This window comes from uncultured Chitinibacter sp., assembly GCF_945957625.1.
Taxonomy (GTDB): Bacteria; Pseudomonadota; Gammaproteobacteria; order Burkholderiales; family Chitinibacteraceae; genus Chitinibacter; species Chitinibacter tainanensis.
Window position 1 is genome coordinate 163,854 of record NZ_CAMFLP010000001.1, and the last position, 15,531, is coordinate 179,384.

Below are 15,531 nucleotides of genomic sequence, written 5' to 3' on the forward strand. Positions count from 1 at the left end.
TTAGCGCGCGCTGTATTCAGCGGTGATGACTGCTGCCGGGGCTGAGGTAGCTGGTGCTGACACTGGCTGAATTAATAACGCGATTGCGCCCACTGGCCTTGGCCACATACAAGGCTTCATCAGCGCGGCCCAGCAGGTCATCTAGGGTCAGGTCCATGACGCTGAGCGCGGTCACACCAAGGCTAATGGTAAAGTGAATGGGCGGGCGCTGATCAACCAATAAGGGGTGGCGCTCAATCAGGCTGCGGATTTTTTCAGCTACCAGATTGGCTTGTTCCAACTCGGTATCGGGTAGCAAAATCACAAATTCTTCGCCCCCCCAGCGGGCAAAGGTATCTATGGCGCGCAGATGCTGGCTACATAAGCGGCTTAAGTGCTTAAGCGCCAAATCGCCCAATAAATGGCCATGCAGGTCGTTGATTTTTTTGAAGTGATCAATATCGAGCAAAATAATCGAAAGTGCTTGTTTGTAGCGGCGGGCACGCACTACGGCCTCGGCACAGCGACGTTGCCATTCGCGGCGATTGTAGACCTGAGTGAGCTCATCAGTAGTGGCTAGCTCTGATAAATGCTTGTTAGCCTGCATCAAGGCATTGGTGCGTGCGGCGACTTCGGCTTCCAAATTCGCAGTTTGTTGGGCTTTTTCCTGCTGGATCAGGGCATGAAACTGAAAAGTGAACGCCAGCGAGAAGATAAACAGCTGCAGATTCAAGAAGGTCTCGGTGGGGGTGTCACCAATAAATCCACTGCCGCCAAAATGCCCGCCCAGTGCGCATAACAGCCCAACTAGCAGCAAGCCCAAATGCACCCCGCTGATTTGGTGGCGTATGGCGATGTACAGCATGACCGGCAAGCTCAGAATCATCAGATGACGATCGACAAAGAGGGCTACACCTACCAAAAGCGACAGGCCGACAAGCAGCGGCAGACCTTGGCGCAAGACCGGTTGCAGGCGTTGTTGGCGCCAATCTTCCAGTAGTGGCAGCAACAATAGAACGCCCGCGAGGTTACTGAGCGCCTGAATGAAGGTGATCATTGCCCATTCGGACCAGTTATGGGCCTGGATTAAACCCATGCCATACCACAGTAGTACGAGCAGCGGAGTGGTGAGCAGAACGGGAATGGCGCAGATTTGATACCAGATGCGGGGCAATTGAGCGGCTTTTTGCCAAAATTCGGCCCCAAAATAACGCCGGGTACGTCGGTAGTAATAATTGCCCAGCCAAGCTTGCAGCGCATCAATGCCGCCGGACACTAAGAGGGCTGGAAAAAGGGTGAACCATTGTTGCTGGCTTTGTCGATACAGCGCGAAGTTAATTAAGACATGACCAATGAGAATCACCGGATAGGCTTGGCGGCCCAGCTGAATCGCTCCCATCATTGCAATGCCAGATGCCAGCCAGATCACGACCAGATAGGCCGATTGAATGGTGCCGAGCCGAATGCTGAGCCAGGCGGCCAGCATATAGCTGCACAGCAAAAGTAGGGCTGGTTGGGGTTTAATGCGCATGGAATAAATAACTGCAAGCTTTCATAATTTTGACGAATTGTAGTGGCCAATTATGAAACTGTCTGGAAAAAAACCACCAAAGGCCGTTTTTTTATGACGTGCGCGTGCAATAAATCTGCGGACAAGAAAAAACCCGCATCAGTTAGGCTGAATGCGGGTTGGTGTATCAATCGGCCTGTGCAAGCACCGGCCGAAATTGATTACAGCGAGTAGTACATATCGAATTCAACTGGATGCACGTTCATGCGAGTGCGGTTTACGTCGTTCATCTTCAGTTCGATGTACGCGTCGATCCACTCGTCGGTGAATACGCCGCCACGAGTCAGGAACTCGCGGTCTGCATCCAGTGCCGCCAGGGCTTCGTCCAGAGAAGCGCAAACGGTTGGGATCAGTTTGTCTTCTTCTGGTGGCAGGTCATACAGGTTTTTGTCTGCTGGATCGCCTGGGTGGATCTTGTTTTGGATACCATCCAAACCGGCCATCAGCAGCGCTGCGAAACACAGGTATGGGTTAGCCAATGGATCTGGGAAGCGCGCTTCGATACGACGACCTTTGTCGCTAGAAACGTGAGGGATACGGATCGACGCTGAACGGTTTTTCGCAGAGTAAGCCAGTTTTACTGGGGCTTCGAAGTGCGGAACCAGACGACGGTACGAGTTAGTACCTGGGTTGGTGATCGCGTTCAGTGCTTTAGCGTGCTTGATGATACCGCCGATGTAGTACAGGGCAGTTTCAGACAGGCCTGCGTAGCCGTTGCCTGCAAACAGGTTTTTGCCGTCTTTCCAGATTGACTGGTGAACGTGCATACCTGAACCATTGTCGCCAACCACTGGTTTTGGCATGAAGGTTGCAGTTTTGCCGTATTGGTGAGCAACGTTGTGCACTACGTATTTCAGGATCTGAGTCCAGTCCGCACGTTGAGTCAGGGTCGAGAATTTAGTACCGATCTCGTTTTGACCTGCATTCGCCACTTCGTGGTGGAATACTTCAACTGGTACGCCCAGCTCTTCCAGAACCAGTACCATAGTGGCACGGATGTCTTGGTGGCTGTCTACTGGTGGCACTGGGAAGTAGCCGCCTTTAACGCGTGGACGGTGGCCCAGGTTGCCGCCTTGAGTTTTGTCAGCAGTTGCCCAAGCGCCTTCGTCTGAACCGATCTTCACGAAAGTACCTGACATGTCCGTGTTCCAACGGATGCTGTCAAAGATGAAGAATTCTGGCTCTGGACCGAAGAATGCAGTGTCACCGATACCTGAAGTTTTCAGATAGGCTTCAGCGCGTTTGGCCAGAGAGCGTGGATCACGGTCGTAACCTTTACCAGTTGCTGGCTCCAGTACGTCACAAGTGATGAACACGGTTGGTTCGTCGAAGAAAGGATCGATCTTGGCAGTTGATGCATCTGGCATCAACAGCATGTCTGAAGCCTGAATGCCTTTCCAGCCGGCGATAGAAGAGCCATCGAACGCGTGACCGTTTTCAAACCACTCTTCGTCAACTACGTGCGAAGGAACGGTTACGTGCTGCTCTTTACCGATAGTGTCGGTGAAGCGCAGATCAACGAAACGGATGTCGTTGTCTTTAATAAGCTTGAGAACGTCGGCTACAGCCATGTTGTCGCTCCTAGTTGGGACAGTGAATCAAGTGAAGTTGTAGTGTGCGTTTTTGCGCACGGGACGGCAGATGAGTAAGCATAAACCGTGCCAAGCGAAGTAACGTCTTCCAGCTATTGTGCCACAAGTGTTTTGCTCCGCGCACATTTGCACGTGCTGATTATTTTGGTGCGCGCAGGCAAATATTGCACTGAAATGGTGCATTTGCACTGATGAGTGGCGCTGCTGTTGGTGCTTGACGGTTTGCGAATATAATCCATGGCACTTGATGACGGAGACGTGACGATGAGCCAAGCCAATGACATTCTGCAACAGGCCCAAGCTAGAGCGGCTGCCCAGGGTTTACCTTATGCCGGCGCGGTAAGCCCGGCAGAGGCCTGGCAGCTGGCACAAACCCTGCCCGGGGCGGTGATTGTCGACGTGCGCACGCATGCCGAATGGCAATGGGTCGGTGTCGTTCCGAATGCCGAGCTGATTGAATGGAAATCCTACCCCGGCATGGCGGCGAACCCGAATTTCCTCACCCAACTGAAAACCAAAGTCGATCCCGAGCAAGTGGTGATGTTTTTGTGCCGTTCCGGTGCGCGTTCGCACGATGCCGCGCTCTTGGCTGCACAGCATGGCTACACGGCGGCTATGAATATTCTGGAAGGTTTTGAGGGTGATAAAGATGCTGCTGCCCATCGCGGCACGGTGAATGGCTGGAAAGTTGCTGGCTTGCCGTGGCAACAGGGCTGAAACAGCGCCCCGAGCATTTTGCGCGGTCAGCCAATGCCGCTGAACTCAATTCGTATTTAATTTGCATCGATCTGGATGAGGCGGGGCCTCATCCCGTCTGGAAAAATCATGTCCCAGCTGCCCTCGCACGTGGTAATCGGCCATCCGATTGCGCATTCCAAATCGCCGATAATTCATGCGGCTTTTGCCGCCCAGTTTTCCGCTGAGCCAGCGCTAGCCAGCTTTGAGTATGACCGCTTGCTGGCACCACTGGATGGATTCGCCACCAGCTTGCAGCAATTTGCAGCGCAAGGGGGGCAGGGGGCGAATGTTACCGTGCCGTTTAAAGAGGAAGCCTTCGCGCTGGCCAGCGAACTGACACCACGGGCCAAAGCCGCCGGCGCGGTGAATACCTTGCAGTATCTGGGTGGTAATCGCTGGTTGGGGGACAACACCGATGGCGCGGGCTTGGTGGCGGATATTTTGCGGCATATCAGCATACGGGGGCGGCGTATCTTGCTGCTGGGCGCTGGTGGTGCGGCCCGTGGCGTGATACTCCCTCTACTGGAGCAGCAACCGCATTCGCTTACGATTGCCAATCGCACTTTGGCTAAGGCAGAGGCCCTGCAGGCGCATTTTCAGCCCACCAGCGCGATTGCGATCGCGGTCAGTACATTTACTGAGTTGGTCGGCGAGTTTGATCTGATTATTAATGCCACTTCCGCCAGTCTGGGCGGTGAGCGCTTGCCGATTGCACCTACGGTGTTTGCACCCAATGCACTGGCTTACGACATGATGTATGGCAAGGAGGAAACACCCTTTCTTGCCCAGGCGCGCGAAGCCGGCGTGGCGCAACGAGTGGACGGCTTGGGTATGCTGGTGGGGCAGGCAGCAGAGGCCTTTGCCCTTTGGACCGGCTTGCGCCCGGATGTCACCCCTGTGCTGGCGCAGCTGCGGCAGCTGGCCTAGGGTATATGGCTATAAGTTTTATATTGAGTGATCTGTAGAAGAATACTGTAGGGAAGTATGGCCAAAGGGAAAGTGAGTGTGATGGGCTGGCTGGGGCGGGCGGTAGCCTGTCTGCTGCTGTTGTTGCTACTGTGGAATGCCTGGATGCTGGCGCAGATTGTGGCCTGGCGCTGGATTAACCCCGGCCAGACCGCCTTTATGGCCGAGCAGCTGGAACGTCTACAAGCGCAAGACCCCGCTGCCGAGCTCCAATTTACCTGGGTCGATTATGCGCAGATTTCCCCAAACCTAAAGCGCGCGTTGGTGGCGGCCGAAGACGCGAAATTTCTCAATCATGAAGGGTTTGATTGGGAAGGCATGCAGGCCGCGTGGGAAAAAAACCTGCAAAAAGGCCGCATCGTGGCGGGCGGGTCAACCATTAGCCAGCAGCTGGCTAAAAATCTGTTTCTTTCCTCTAGCCGCAACCCCTTACGCAAAGTGCAGGAAGCCATTCTCACCGTGATGATCGAAGCCTGCTGGGATAAACAGCGGATCTTTGAGGTGTATCTGAATGTGATCGAGTGGGGTGATGGGGTATTTGGTGCTGAAGCGGCGGCGCGGCACTACTATAAAACCAGTGCCAAGCGCCTTGGTGCGGGGCAGGCGGCCAAATTGGCCTCGATGGTGACCAACCCGCGCTATTACGACAAAAACCGCAGCGATCGGCGCTTGTTACGAAAAACCGCGATTATCCAGCGCCGGATGGCGTACGCCGATATCCCCTAAGCTTGGTTGGCGGTCTTGGCTTGGGTGATGTGAGGGCTGTTGTACGGGAAAACCATAATCAATGCTAGCATGGCCGCCGGTCATGTTCGGAGATGGGAAGTGGGCCAATGAAACGACTGCGGTGGCGGAGCGATTGGGCGGTGGCCCTGGCTGTGGTGGTGCTGTTTGTCATGCTATGGCAGGCCACGCCGCTGGTGCGCGAGCTAGAAAGCAAGGCCTACGACCAAAGCCTGCGCTGGATCGAGCGCACGCCCTCTGCACGCATTGCCATTATCGGTATCGACCAAACTAGCCTAGATAATCTGGGCCGTTGGCCGTGGTCGCGGGATATTCACGCTCGTCTGATCGAAAAACTGCAGGCGGGCGGCGCCGAGCAGATTGTGTCTACCGTCTTTTTTACCGAGCCGCAAACCGAACGCGGGCTGCGGTTTTTGCAAGAACTGCAGCAGCAAGTGCAGGAAAACCCCGCCGCCTATCCGGCAGAATTCGCCACGCAGTTGGGACAGATGGTGGGGCAACTGAATGCCGATGGTGTACTGGCCACTGCGCTGACTAAAGCCGGCAATGTCACGCTGCCCATGTTCTTTAGTTTTGGTAGCCGCGCCGGTAATCCGGCGGCCGAGCTCCCCGATTTTTTTGCCCGCAATGAAATCGAGGCGAGCGGCGAGATTGGCCATGGTCAGCCACGTTCGGTGATTGAGCCCGTCTTGCCCGTGGGCCAGATTGGGGTAGCGGCGCGGCAGGTAGCACCACTGGTATTTGATCTTGATACCGATGGGGTGCTGCGGGCGGTGCCGCTGGCCGTACTGTATTACGACGCGATTTATCCGAGCTTTTTTAGTCAGGTGCTGGCCGCCAGCCAACATGTGGCGCTACGAGATATGCAGCTGGAATTCGGGCAGGCACTGCGCATTGGCACACAGCGCATCAGTACCAGCCAGGAAGGGCAGATTTACCCGCATTTTTATGCCGAGCGTGGCACAACGCCCGCGTTGGCGGTTGACTCGTTTTATGACGTGCTGGCAGAGAAAATTCCGGCCAGTAAATATCAGGGCAAAATCGTTCTGATTGGGGTTACTGCAGCGGGAATCGGCGACACCGTCAGCACTCCGGTGACGGCAACGACCTCGCCGGTGGAAATGACTGGGCAGGTCCTCTCCGCTTTGCTGGAGCAGCATCTGTATCGTGTTCCAGCTTGGGCCGGCTATCTCAGTATGGCCATGGTAGGGCTGGTGGCGGTGTATCTGGTGCTGCTATTGCCGCGGCTGAAAGCCCGCGCGGGGGCGCTGACTACCTCGGGCTTGGTGCTCGTGCTGTTATTGACGGAATACGTGCTGCTGCGCTGGGGTATGCTGTGGTTGCCATTGATGGCGCCCTTGTGCCTACTGCTGCTAGGGCATTTGGCGCTGACCACCAAGCGCTTTTTACTTACCGAAGCCAAAGAAGAAAAATCCAGTGCCGAATCGGCTGAATCCAACCGGATGTTGGGGCTGGCGCTGCAAAACCAGGGTCAGCTGGATATGGCCTACGATAAGCTGCGCCGCGTGCCGCTAGATGCGGGCATGCTCGAGGTAATGTACAACTTAGCGCTTGATTTTGAACGGCAGCGGCAATTTAACAAGGCTGAAAGCATTTACCGGCTGCTGCATGAGTATGACCCTGGCTTTCGCGATCTGGCCGAGAAAATGAAAGTGGCCAAGCAGATGTCTGAGACTGTATTGCTGGGTGCCGGGCAGGCTGGTGGCACCCAGATTATGCTGGGTGGTGAAGTGGCCAAGCCGATGCTGGGGCGTTACGAGCTGGAAAAAGAGCTGGGCAAAGGCGCGATGGGTGTGGTGTATCAAGGCAAAGACCCGAAAATCGCCCGGGTTGTGGCCATCAAAACCATGGCACTGTCGCAAGAATTTGAAGCCGATATGCTCGATGAAGCCCGGCAACGGTTTTTCCGCGAAGCCGAGACTGCGGGCCGCTTAAATCACCCCAATATCGTGACGATCTTCGATGCTGGCGAAGCGCATGATCTCGCCTATATCGCGATGGAGTTTTTGCATGGCGAAGATCTCACCCCTTATGCGCGTACCGGGCATCTTTTGCCGGTGCTGGAAGCGGTAACGATTGTGCGGCAGGTGGCCCAAGCGCTGGATTACGCCCATGCGCAGGGGGTGGTGCATCGTGATATCAAACCCGCCAATGTAATGTATGACCGGCGCAATAAAGTGGTGAAGGTAACCGACTTTGGCATCGCCCGGATTACCGATTCATCCAAAACCAAAACCGGTATGGTGCTGGGAACGCCATCATTTATGTCGCCGGAGCAACTGGCTGGCCAGCATATTGATGGCCGCTCGGATTTATTTTCGCTGGGCGTGATGTTGTATCAATTGCTGACCGGCTACTTACCATTTACCGGTGATTCGATGGCTGAGTTAATGTATCGAATCACCCAGCAGCCGCCGACCGATCCGCGGCAGTACAACCCTAAATTGCCCGAGGTGGTGGTAAAGATCATCCTTAAGGCCTTGGAGAAGGACGTGAACGCCCGCTTTCAAACCGGCGCCAAAATGGCCGCCGTGTTAATCAAACTGGAAAACGCCATCAAAGGAGCGGCGAATGCAAAGTCTGACGGCCGCGCTTGAAATGAGCGGCAAGACCGATACCGGTCGCGTGCGGGATCATAATGAAGACGCCATTCTGTTCGAACCCGATCTGGGCCTCGTTGTCTTGGCTGATGGTATGGGCGGCTATAACGCCGGTGAAGTCGCCAGTGGAATTGCGACGCAAGTGGTCGCAGAAATGATGCGGGCCCAGATGGCTGCGACACCTGCTCATGTTAAAACTGCCGGTAGCCTGTGGCCAGTAGCACACGAAATGTTGATGCTGGCGATCGATCGGGCCAATAGCCTGATTTACCAGACCTCCCAGGAACACGCCCAATGTGCCGGGATGGGGACAACCCTGGTGAGTGCGCTTTTCTACAATAACTGTTTGGCAATTGCCCATGTGGGCGATTCACGGGCCTATCGGCTCCGTGATACAAAGCTCGAACAATTGACCAAAGACCATTCATTTTTGCAGGAGCAGATCGACGCCGGCCTAGTTAGCGTCGAGGAAGCCCGTTTTGCGCCCTATAAAAATCTGGTGACTCGGGCGGTGGGGATTAATCCCGCCGTGCATACCGAATTGCACGAGTATGCGGTGGAGCCCGGTGACGTGTATCTCTTTTGCTCGGATGGCTTAAGCGATATGCTCGAAGATGCCGCTATTGAGCAGTTGATCAGTATTTACGCTGACAATTTGTCACAGGCAACTGATACCCTGATCGAACAGGCCAACGCCGAGGGCGGTCGCGACAATGTTTCGGTGGTGTTGGTCAAAATAAATCAAGCGTTCGCGGTAGAAAGCGGCATTTGGAATAAATTTACCGGCTGGTTGGGCAGCAACGGCAAGAGTGGATAGGATAGGCGCACATGGCAAAACTATTGCTAAGCCTCGATGGCAATCTGGTTAAGGAATTTCGCCTGACCCGTTCACGCACGACCATTGGTCGGCGGCCGCATAATGATATCCAGATTGATAACCTTGCCGTTTCAGGTGATCACGCCGCGGTGGAAGTCGTCGGGCAGCTGTATTTCATTGATGATCTGAATAGCACCAATGGTACTTTGCTCAATGGCGAGGCCATTACCCGTCGCCATCCGCTCAAAAATGGTGATGAGATCGCCATTGGGCGCTACAAAATCACTTTCTGGCGTGAGCCGGCCGCGGCAGCCAAACAAGCCGAATTTGAAAAAACCATGGTGATGCAAGCGAGCCCCGTGGTGGCGCCTTCACCAGCTGCCAGTACCAAGCCTGCGGCTGTTGCTACAGAGACGGAAGCGGGGCCAGAAGCCGTTATCCGCATTCTAACCGGCCAAAACGCAGGCAAAGAGTTACTGCTTAATAAACCCTTGACGACGCTGGGCAAAGCGGGCGTGCAGGTCGTGGCGTTTCGCAAACGTGACAATGGCTACTACATCGCGCATGTCGAGGGTGATCAGCGCCCGATGGTCAATTCGCGCGAAATCTCTGATAAACCCCATTTGCTCGCCGAAGAAGATCTGATCGAGATCTTGGGCGTACGCATGGCTTTTTTCTTTCGTTGAGCGATGAGCTGTCAGCTAACCATTTTGGGCTGCAGCGGGGGTATCGGCGGCCAAAATCGCACCACCTCGTTTTTGCTCAACCAGCATATCCTGATTGATGCAGGCACTGGCGTGGGCGATTTATCGCTTGCCCAGCTACAGGCGGTTGATCATGTGTTTGTGACGCATGCGCATCTTGATCACATTGCCTGCTTGCCGCTGTTGCTAGATGCCATCGTCGGCATGCGCACTACGCCGGTGTATGTGCATGCTACCGCGGTGACCATTGAGCTACTCAAAACCCATATTTTCAACTGGCTGATCTGGCCGGATTTCTCGCAAATCCCCTCAGCTGAAAACCCCAGTCTGGTGTTTGTAGCGCATGAACTTGGCGAGCGCCGTACCATTGGAGCTGTAACCGTTACGCCTTTACCGGCCTTGCATACCATTCCGGCGGTGGCGTTTCAGCTGGAATCGGCTGAGTCCTCGCTGGTGTTCAGTGGGGATACCGTGGCCAGTGAGGCGTTCTGGGCTGCCGTCAATCAAATCGATCCGCTGAAAGCCTTGATAATCGAGACTGCATTTTCTAACAAAGAACATGCACTGGCTGCCGCGGCCAAGCACCTTTGCCCATCCACGCTGGCGGAGCAACTGCAGCATTGGCGGGGCGGGGCAGAAGTCTTGATCACGCATCTCAAGCCCGGCGAGAGTGAGCTTACTTTGCAGGAAGTGCTGGCGCTCGATCACGAACACCCGATTCGTGGTTTAGTGCAGGGCGAAACCATCCGGTTCTGATTTTCTTTTTTGGCTAGCGAGTCGCACGATGACCCATCCGGCAGACCGCAATACCCTCGATTTTCTGCAGGCTCTGCAGCAACTCACCACACAGATCCATGCCACCAGCCATCTCGATGAGCTGCTGACCGAAATCGCCAACCCGATTTGTGCGGTTTTTCAATGCGAGCGCATGACTCTGTATGTCACGACGGCGGATGGGCGCGAGCTACTGGCCAAAGTAAAAACCGGGCTGGAAGGGGTACGTGAGCTGCGCATTCCCATTAATGATCGCAGCATTGCCGGCTTTGTGGCCAATCATAAACAACAGCTTAATCTGCGCGATGTGTATGACGAAGCCGAGCTAAAAGCCCATTCGCCTAGCTTGCAGTTTTTGCAGCAAGTCGACCAGAAAACTGGTTTTCACACCCGCCAGATGCTGGTGGTGCCAATTATGCAGGCCGAAGACGGGGTCTTGCAGGGTGTGATTCAGTTGATCAATAGCCGCAGTGGGCAACCGTTTGCCGAGCCCATGCTGGAGGGGATTGATCTACTGGCCAAAACGTTGGCGGTGGCTTTTCGGCAGCGGCAGGGCTCGGCTTATCCCTTTGTGCCACAGCATAAATACCATCAGTTATTGGCCAGTGGCGCACTTTCGCCCGCGGCGTGGCAAGTGGCGCAGCGCGAAGCTCAGAAAAAACAGCAGGATATCGAGCAAGTGATGCTGACGGGCTACGGTATCACCGCGGCACAAATCGGGGCATCGCTGGCGCTATTTTATGCCCAGCCCTATGAGCCATTTCGCGCCGATCGCCTCAAGCCACTCAATCTCTTAAAAAACCTCAAGCGCGAGTATCTGGCTGAACAACAATGGTTGCCACTGGATGAGGCTGATGGCTTGGTGCTGATTCTCTGTACCGATCCCGAACGTGTTCGCAGCGGCCCAGCCTTGGCCCTGTATGGCAACAAAGTGCAGCTGCGGGTTACTACCCGCCTTGAGTTTGCCCAAACGCTGGAGCAATTTTTCGGCCAGTGGCAGGGCGGCAATATTGATGCTCTGCTCAGTGATATGGCGGTAGAGGAAGAGAGCATTCCTACCGCGGCCGATGAAATGAGTGCCGCGCAAGACAATGAAGTAGTGCGGCTGGTGAATCAGATTATCGTCGATGCTTATCAGCAAAAAGCCTCGGATATTCATATCGAGCCCTATCCGGGGCAGGCCAAAACCCGGGTGCGTTTTCGCCGTGATGGCCAGCTAGTGTTGTACCGAGAAATCCCCGCCGCGTATCGCAATCCTCTGGTGACCCGGCTAAAAATCATGTGCGATCTGGACATCAGCGAGCGGCGCAAGCCGCAAGATGGCAAGATCAAATTCAAAAAATATGTGCCTGAGCTGGATATTGAGCTGCGGGTGGCGACAGTGCCCACCGCGGGCGGCTTGGAAGATGTTGTCTTGCGGATTTTAGCCGCGGGCGAGCCTTTGCCGCTGGAAAAGCTGGCGCTATCTAGTCGCAATCTGCTGCAGCTTAAAGCGGTGGTCGATAAGCCCTATGGACTGTTTTTTGTGTGCGGCCCCACTGGCTCGGGTAAAACCACCACCCTGCATTCGGTGCTCAAATACCTGAATACACCCGAAACCAAAATCTGGACCGCCGAAGACCCGGTTGAAATCACCCAGGCCGGGTTACGGCAAGTGCAGGTTAATGTCAAAGCCGGGCTGACTTTCGCACAGGTGATGCGCTCATTTTTACGGGCCGACCCCGATGTGATTATGGTGGGGGAAATGCGCGATGCCGAAACCGCGGGCGTGGGGATTGAGGCTTCGCTCACCGGGCATTTGGTATTGGCTACTTTGCACACCAATAGCGCGCCCGAATCGGTGATCCGCCTGCTGGATATGGGCATGGATCCGTTTAATTTTGCCGATGCCTTGCTGGGTATTTTGGCGCAGCGCCTAGCGCGGCGCTTATGCCCGCATTGCAAACAAGCCTATCAGCCCACTGAGGCTGAGATTGAGCAATTGCTGGCAGAGTATAGCGATGAACTCCTTGCTACGCCTGCTTGGCAGGCTGATACCCCTGGTTGCAAGCAGCAGCTGCGCGCCGAATGGCAGCAGCAATTTGCGGTTAGTGGGGAATTTAAGCTGTATCGCCCGGTGGGGTGTAGTCACTGTCACGATAGCGGCTACGCCGGGCGGATTGGCCTCCATGAATTGCTGGTGGGCTCGGATCAGGCCAAACAGCTGATCCAGACCCGCGCGCGCGTGGCGGAATTATTGGCCTGTGCGCTGGCGCAAGGTATGCGCACACTGAAACAGGATGGCATCGAAAAAGTGCTGCAAGGCCATACCGACTTGGCGCAAATACGTAAGGTTTGTATCAAATAGGAATGCGGGGATGACCGAAGCCGAATTCAATCTGCGTCTGGCCAAGCTCAATGCGATTGGTGCTGCACTGTCGGCCGAAACGCAGGTCGAGCGCCTGATTGAGAGCATTCTGGTGGCCGCCACGGATCTGGTACGCGCCGATGCCGGCACTCTTTATCTGGTGAAAGACAAAGCCCTGCATTTCAAAATTCTGCTCAATACCAGCCTGGGGCTTGCCCAAGGTGGCACTAGTGGCGTGCCAATCAAATTGCCGCCGGTGCCACTGCAGCTGGCCGATGGCCGGCCGAATCTGGCCAATGTGGTGGCTTGTGCGGTGAACCAAAACTGCACCATCAATATTGCCGATGCCTATGCCGATGCGCAGTATGATTTTTCCGGTACTCGGCGCTTTGATCAGCATTCGGGCTATCACTCTAAGTCATTTCTGGCCGTGCCGATGCGTGACCACGAGGGGCGGGTGATCGGGGTATTGCAGCTCATCAACGCGATTAGCGAGCAACATCAGATTGAGGCCTTTACCAGCCAGGATCAGCAGCTGGTGGAATCGCTGGCTTCGCAAGCGGCGATTGCGCTGACCAACCGGCGCTTGGTGCTGTCTTTGCAAGAGCTGTTTGAATCGTTTATCAAGCTGATCAACTTGGCGATTGATGATAAATCGCCCTACACCGGCGGGCACTGTCAGCGTGTGCCCGAGCTCACCATGATGCTGGCCGAGGCGGTAAGTGCCTATGGCGAAGGCGAGCTGGCCGAATTTCGGCTGAATGAACATGATCGCTATGAGCTGAAAATTGCCGGGCTATTACATGACTGCGGCAAGATCACCACGCCGGTGCATGTGGTGGATAAAGCCACCAAGCTGCAAACGATCTTTGATCGTATTGCCTTGCTCGATACCCGGTTTGAGGTGTTGCTGCGCGATCTGGAAATTAGCTATTTGCGCGGCGATCTGTCACCGGCGCAGTTCAGTGCTGAGCAGGCCACTTTGCTCAGCGAGCGCGAGTTTTTGCGCACGATCAATCATGGTGGCGAAGCCATGGCCGAGGCTGATCTGGCGCGGCTGCAGCAGATCGCCGCACGCAGCTGGACGCCGCACGGCCAGGCCGCACAGCCATTTTTAAGTCCGGATGAGCTGGAAAACCTCGCCATTCGCAAAGGAACGCTGACCGCAGCTGAGCGCGACATCATCAATCGGCATATCGAAGTCACGATCCAGATGCTGGAATCGTTGCCGTGGCCCGCGCATCTGCAAAATGTGCCCGAATACGCCGGCGGCCACCATGAGCGGATGGATGGGCGCGGCTACCCCAAAGGACTCAAACGTGAACAAATGAGTGTGCAGGCGCGCATTATGGGGATTGCCGATGTGTTTGAGGCACTTACCGCGCGCGATCGGCCGTATAAAGAGGGAATGAAGCTCTCAACCGCTTTGCAGATCCTGACGCGCATGGCGCTGGAGCAGCATGTGGATGCCGAGCTACTGAAAATCTTTTTGCTTAGCCGCGTATGGCAGGATTATGCAGCGAAGTTTCTCACCGCGGCGCAGTGTGATGAAGTCAACGTTGAGGCGCTGCTGGCCCAGCTGGCACGGGATTAACGTGGCCAGAATAGAAAGCTCGCGCACAAAGCCACGACACTCAGAAGGCTGATGCCGCCCAGCATTTGCGTGCCGATAAAAAAACTGCGCCAGAAGCGACTTTCGATGCGCTTGTAAGCACCAGTGCGATAGGCATACCACGTGCCAGCGATAAAGCCACCGGCCGCTTCGTAATCAGACATGAACACATCCACCCGCTGCGGCAAGGCATCGTGATAATGCTCTTTCAGATAGCCATGTACCACGGCTGCGGCAAACATATAAGCAATCGTGCCGACAAAAGAGAGCACCACCAGCGTGGGCAAGAGGCCATGCAAAAACCACCATTTTATTTCGGGTGACATCGGGCGCTCCGGGGCGAGTCAGTTTGACCCAGTATAGGGCTAGAGCCCACGCCGCTCAATCACGGCCTGTGCCAGTGTGCCAGGATCGGCATGTTCCAGTTCGCCCCCTACCGGGAGGCCGCGAGCAATGCGGCTGACTTTCAGGCCACGAGCGCGCAACATCTCGGCCAGATAATGGGCCGTGGCTTCACCCTCGGTGGTGAAATTAGTGGCGAGAATGACTTCTTCGATAATGCCATCGCTGGCACGTTGCAACAGCTGTTGCAACGCAATGTCTTTCGGGCCTATGCCATCGAGCGGCGATAAGCGCCCCATCAGCACAAAATACAGGCCTTCATAGCTGCGGGTGTGCTCGATCGAGAGTAAATCGGTGGGCATTTCCACCACGCACAGCTGGGCCTGATTGCGCTGCTCGTCCGCGCAAATATCGCAAATCTCGGCTTCGGTAAAAGTATTGCACTGGCGGCAATGCTTGAGCGTGCCCAGGGCTTCCATCAGTGCTTGGGCTAATTGGCCTGCGCCGTGCTGATCACGCTGCACCAGATGAAAGGCCATCCGGGTGGCAGACTTGGGGCCAACGCCGGGTAAAACGCGCAAGGCGTCGATGAGATTCGCCAGTGAGCGAGGTGTACTCATGGGGTATTGCCTATGAAGATATTAAAATCAAGGCTTAGAGGGAAATACGTGTGGTGAGTATGATCTGGCGCCCAGCGATGGGCCCCAGATCGGCGCCATGGTGGA

General features: G+C 55.3%; 13 protein-coding genes. 9 read left to right on the forward strand and 4 right to left on the reverse strand.

What is annotated here, in order from left to right:
- Positions 1-16: 16 nt before the first annotated feature.
- Together QV747_RS00790 and glnA are read right to left on the reverse strand one after the other, a co-directional pair.
- The gene (locus tag QV747_RS00790) at positions 17-1,510 is read right to left on the reverse strand and encodes a diguanylate cyclase (protein WP_273428397.1); all 1,494 of its coding nucleotides are present in this window, start codon (positions 1,508-1,510) and stop codon (positions 17-19) included.
- 200 nt (positions 1,511-1,710) lie between these two features.
- On the reverse strand, positions 1,711-3,120 hold the full coding sequence (gene glnA / locus QV747_RS00795) for a type I glutamate--ammonia ligase (RefSeq protein ID WP_028448753.1): 1,410 nt from the start codon (positions 3,118-3,120) through the stop codon (positions 1,711-1,713).
- Positions 3,121-3,405: 285 nt separating this feature from the next.
- Between glnA and QV747_RS00800 the strand changes: the two genes are divergently transcribed.
- From QV747_RS00800 to QV747_RS00840, 9 genes are all read left to right on the forward strand, one after another.
- A complete protein-coding gene (locus QV747_RS00800; protein ID WP_273428393.1) occupies positions 3,406-3,858 on the forward strand; it encodes a rhodanese-like domain-containing protein in 453 nt (150 codons plus the stop codon).
- A 108-nt stretch (positions 3,859-3,966) separates the two neighbouring features.
- Entirely contained in the window at positions 3,967-4,806 is an 840-nt protein-coding gene (gene aroE, locus QV747_RS00805) for a shikimate dehydrogenase (RefSeq protein ID WP_273428391.1), read from the forward strand.
- Positions 4,807-4,863: 57 nt separating this feature from the next.
- On the forward strand, positions 4,864-5,571 hold the full coding sequence (gene mtgA, locus QV747_RS00810; protein ID WP_373317261.1) for a monofunctional biosynthetic peptidoglycan transglycosylase: 708 nt from the start codon (positions 4,864-4,866) through the stop codon (positions 5,569-5,571).
- Positions 5,572-5,678: 107 nt separating this feature from the next.
- Positions 5,679-8,207, forward strand: coding sequence for a CHASE2 domain-containing serine/threonine-protein kinase (locus QV747_RS00815; RefSeq protein ID WP_273428388.1), 2,529 nt, complete (start codon positions 5,679-5,681; stop codon positions 8,205-8,207).
- On the forward strand, positions 8,182-9,027 hold the full coding sequence (locus QV747_RS00820) for a Stp1/IreP family PP2C-type Ser/Thr phosphatase (RefSeq protein WP_273428384.1): 846 nt from the start codon (positions 8,182-8,184) through the stop codon (positions 9,025-9,027). Before QV747_RS00815 ends, QV747_RS00820 begins: the two co-directional genes overlap by 26 nt.
- Positions 9,028-9,038: 11 nt before the next feature.
- Positions 9,039-9,713 (forward strand): FHA domain-containing protein, encoded by a 675-nt coding sequence (locus QV747_RS00825; protein ID WP_273428381.1) that lies wholly within the window; start codon positions 9,039-9,041, stop codon positions 9,711-9,713.
- A 3-nt stretch (positions 9,714-9,716) separates the two neighbouring features.
- Positions 9,717-10,487 carry a 3',5'-cyclic-nucleotide phosphodiesterase gene (locus QV747_RS00830; protein ID WP_273428379.1) on the forward strand — a complete coding sequence of 257 codons (771 nt, stop codon included), beginning with the start codon at positions 9,717-9,719 and terminating at the stop codon, positions 10,485-10,487.
- A gap of 28 nt (positions 10,488-10,515) precedes the next feature.
- Complete coding sequence (locus tag QV747_RS00835) at positions 10,516-12,852, forward strand: GspE/PulE family protein (RefSeq protein WP_273428377.1); 2,337 nt, start codon at positions 10,516-10,518, stop codon at positions 12,850-12,852.
- Positions 12,853-12,862: 10 nt separating this feature from the next.
- A complete protein-coding gene (locus QV747_RS00840; protein WP_273428374.1) occupies positions 12,863-14,446 on the forward strand; it encodes an HD domain-containing phosphohydrolase in 1,584 nt (527 codons plus the stop codon).
- On the opposite strand, the gene QV747_RS00845 is transcribed toward QV747_RS00840, so the two are convergent.
- Both QV747_RS00845 and recR read right to left on the reverse strand, forming a co-directional pair.
- Positions 14,443-14,790, reverse strand: a complete 348-nt coding sequence (locus tag QV747_RS00845) for a hypothetical protein (protein ID WP_273428371.1) — start codon at positions 14,788-14,790, stop codon at positions 14,443-14,445. The genes QV747_RS00840 and QV747_RS00845 overlap by 4 nt on opposite strands.
- A 39-nt stretch (positions 14,791-14,829) precedes the next feature.
- Complete coding sequence (recR, locus tag QV747_RS00850; RefSeq protein ID WP_047395412.1) at positions 14,830-15,426, reverse strand: recombination mediator RecR; 597 nt, start codon at positions 15,424-15,426, stop codon at positions 14,830-14,832.
- Positions 15,427-15,531: the final 105 nt, after the last annotated feature.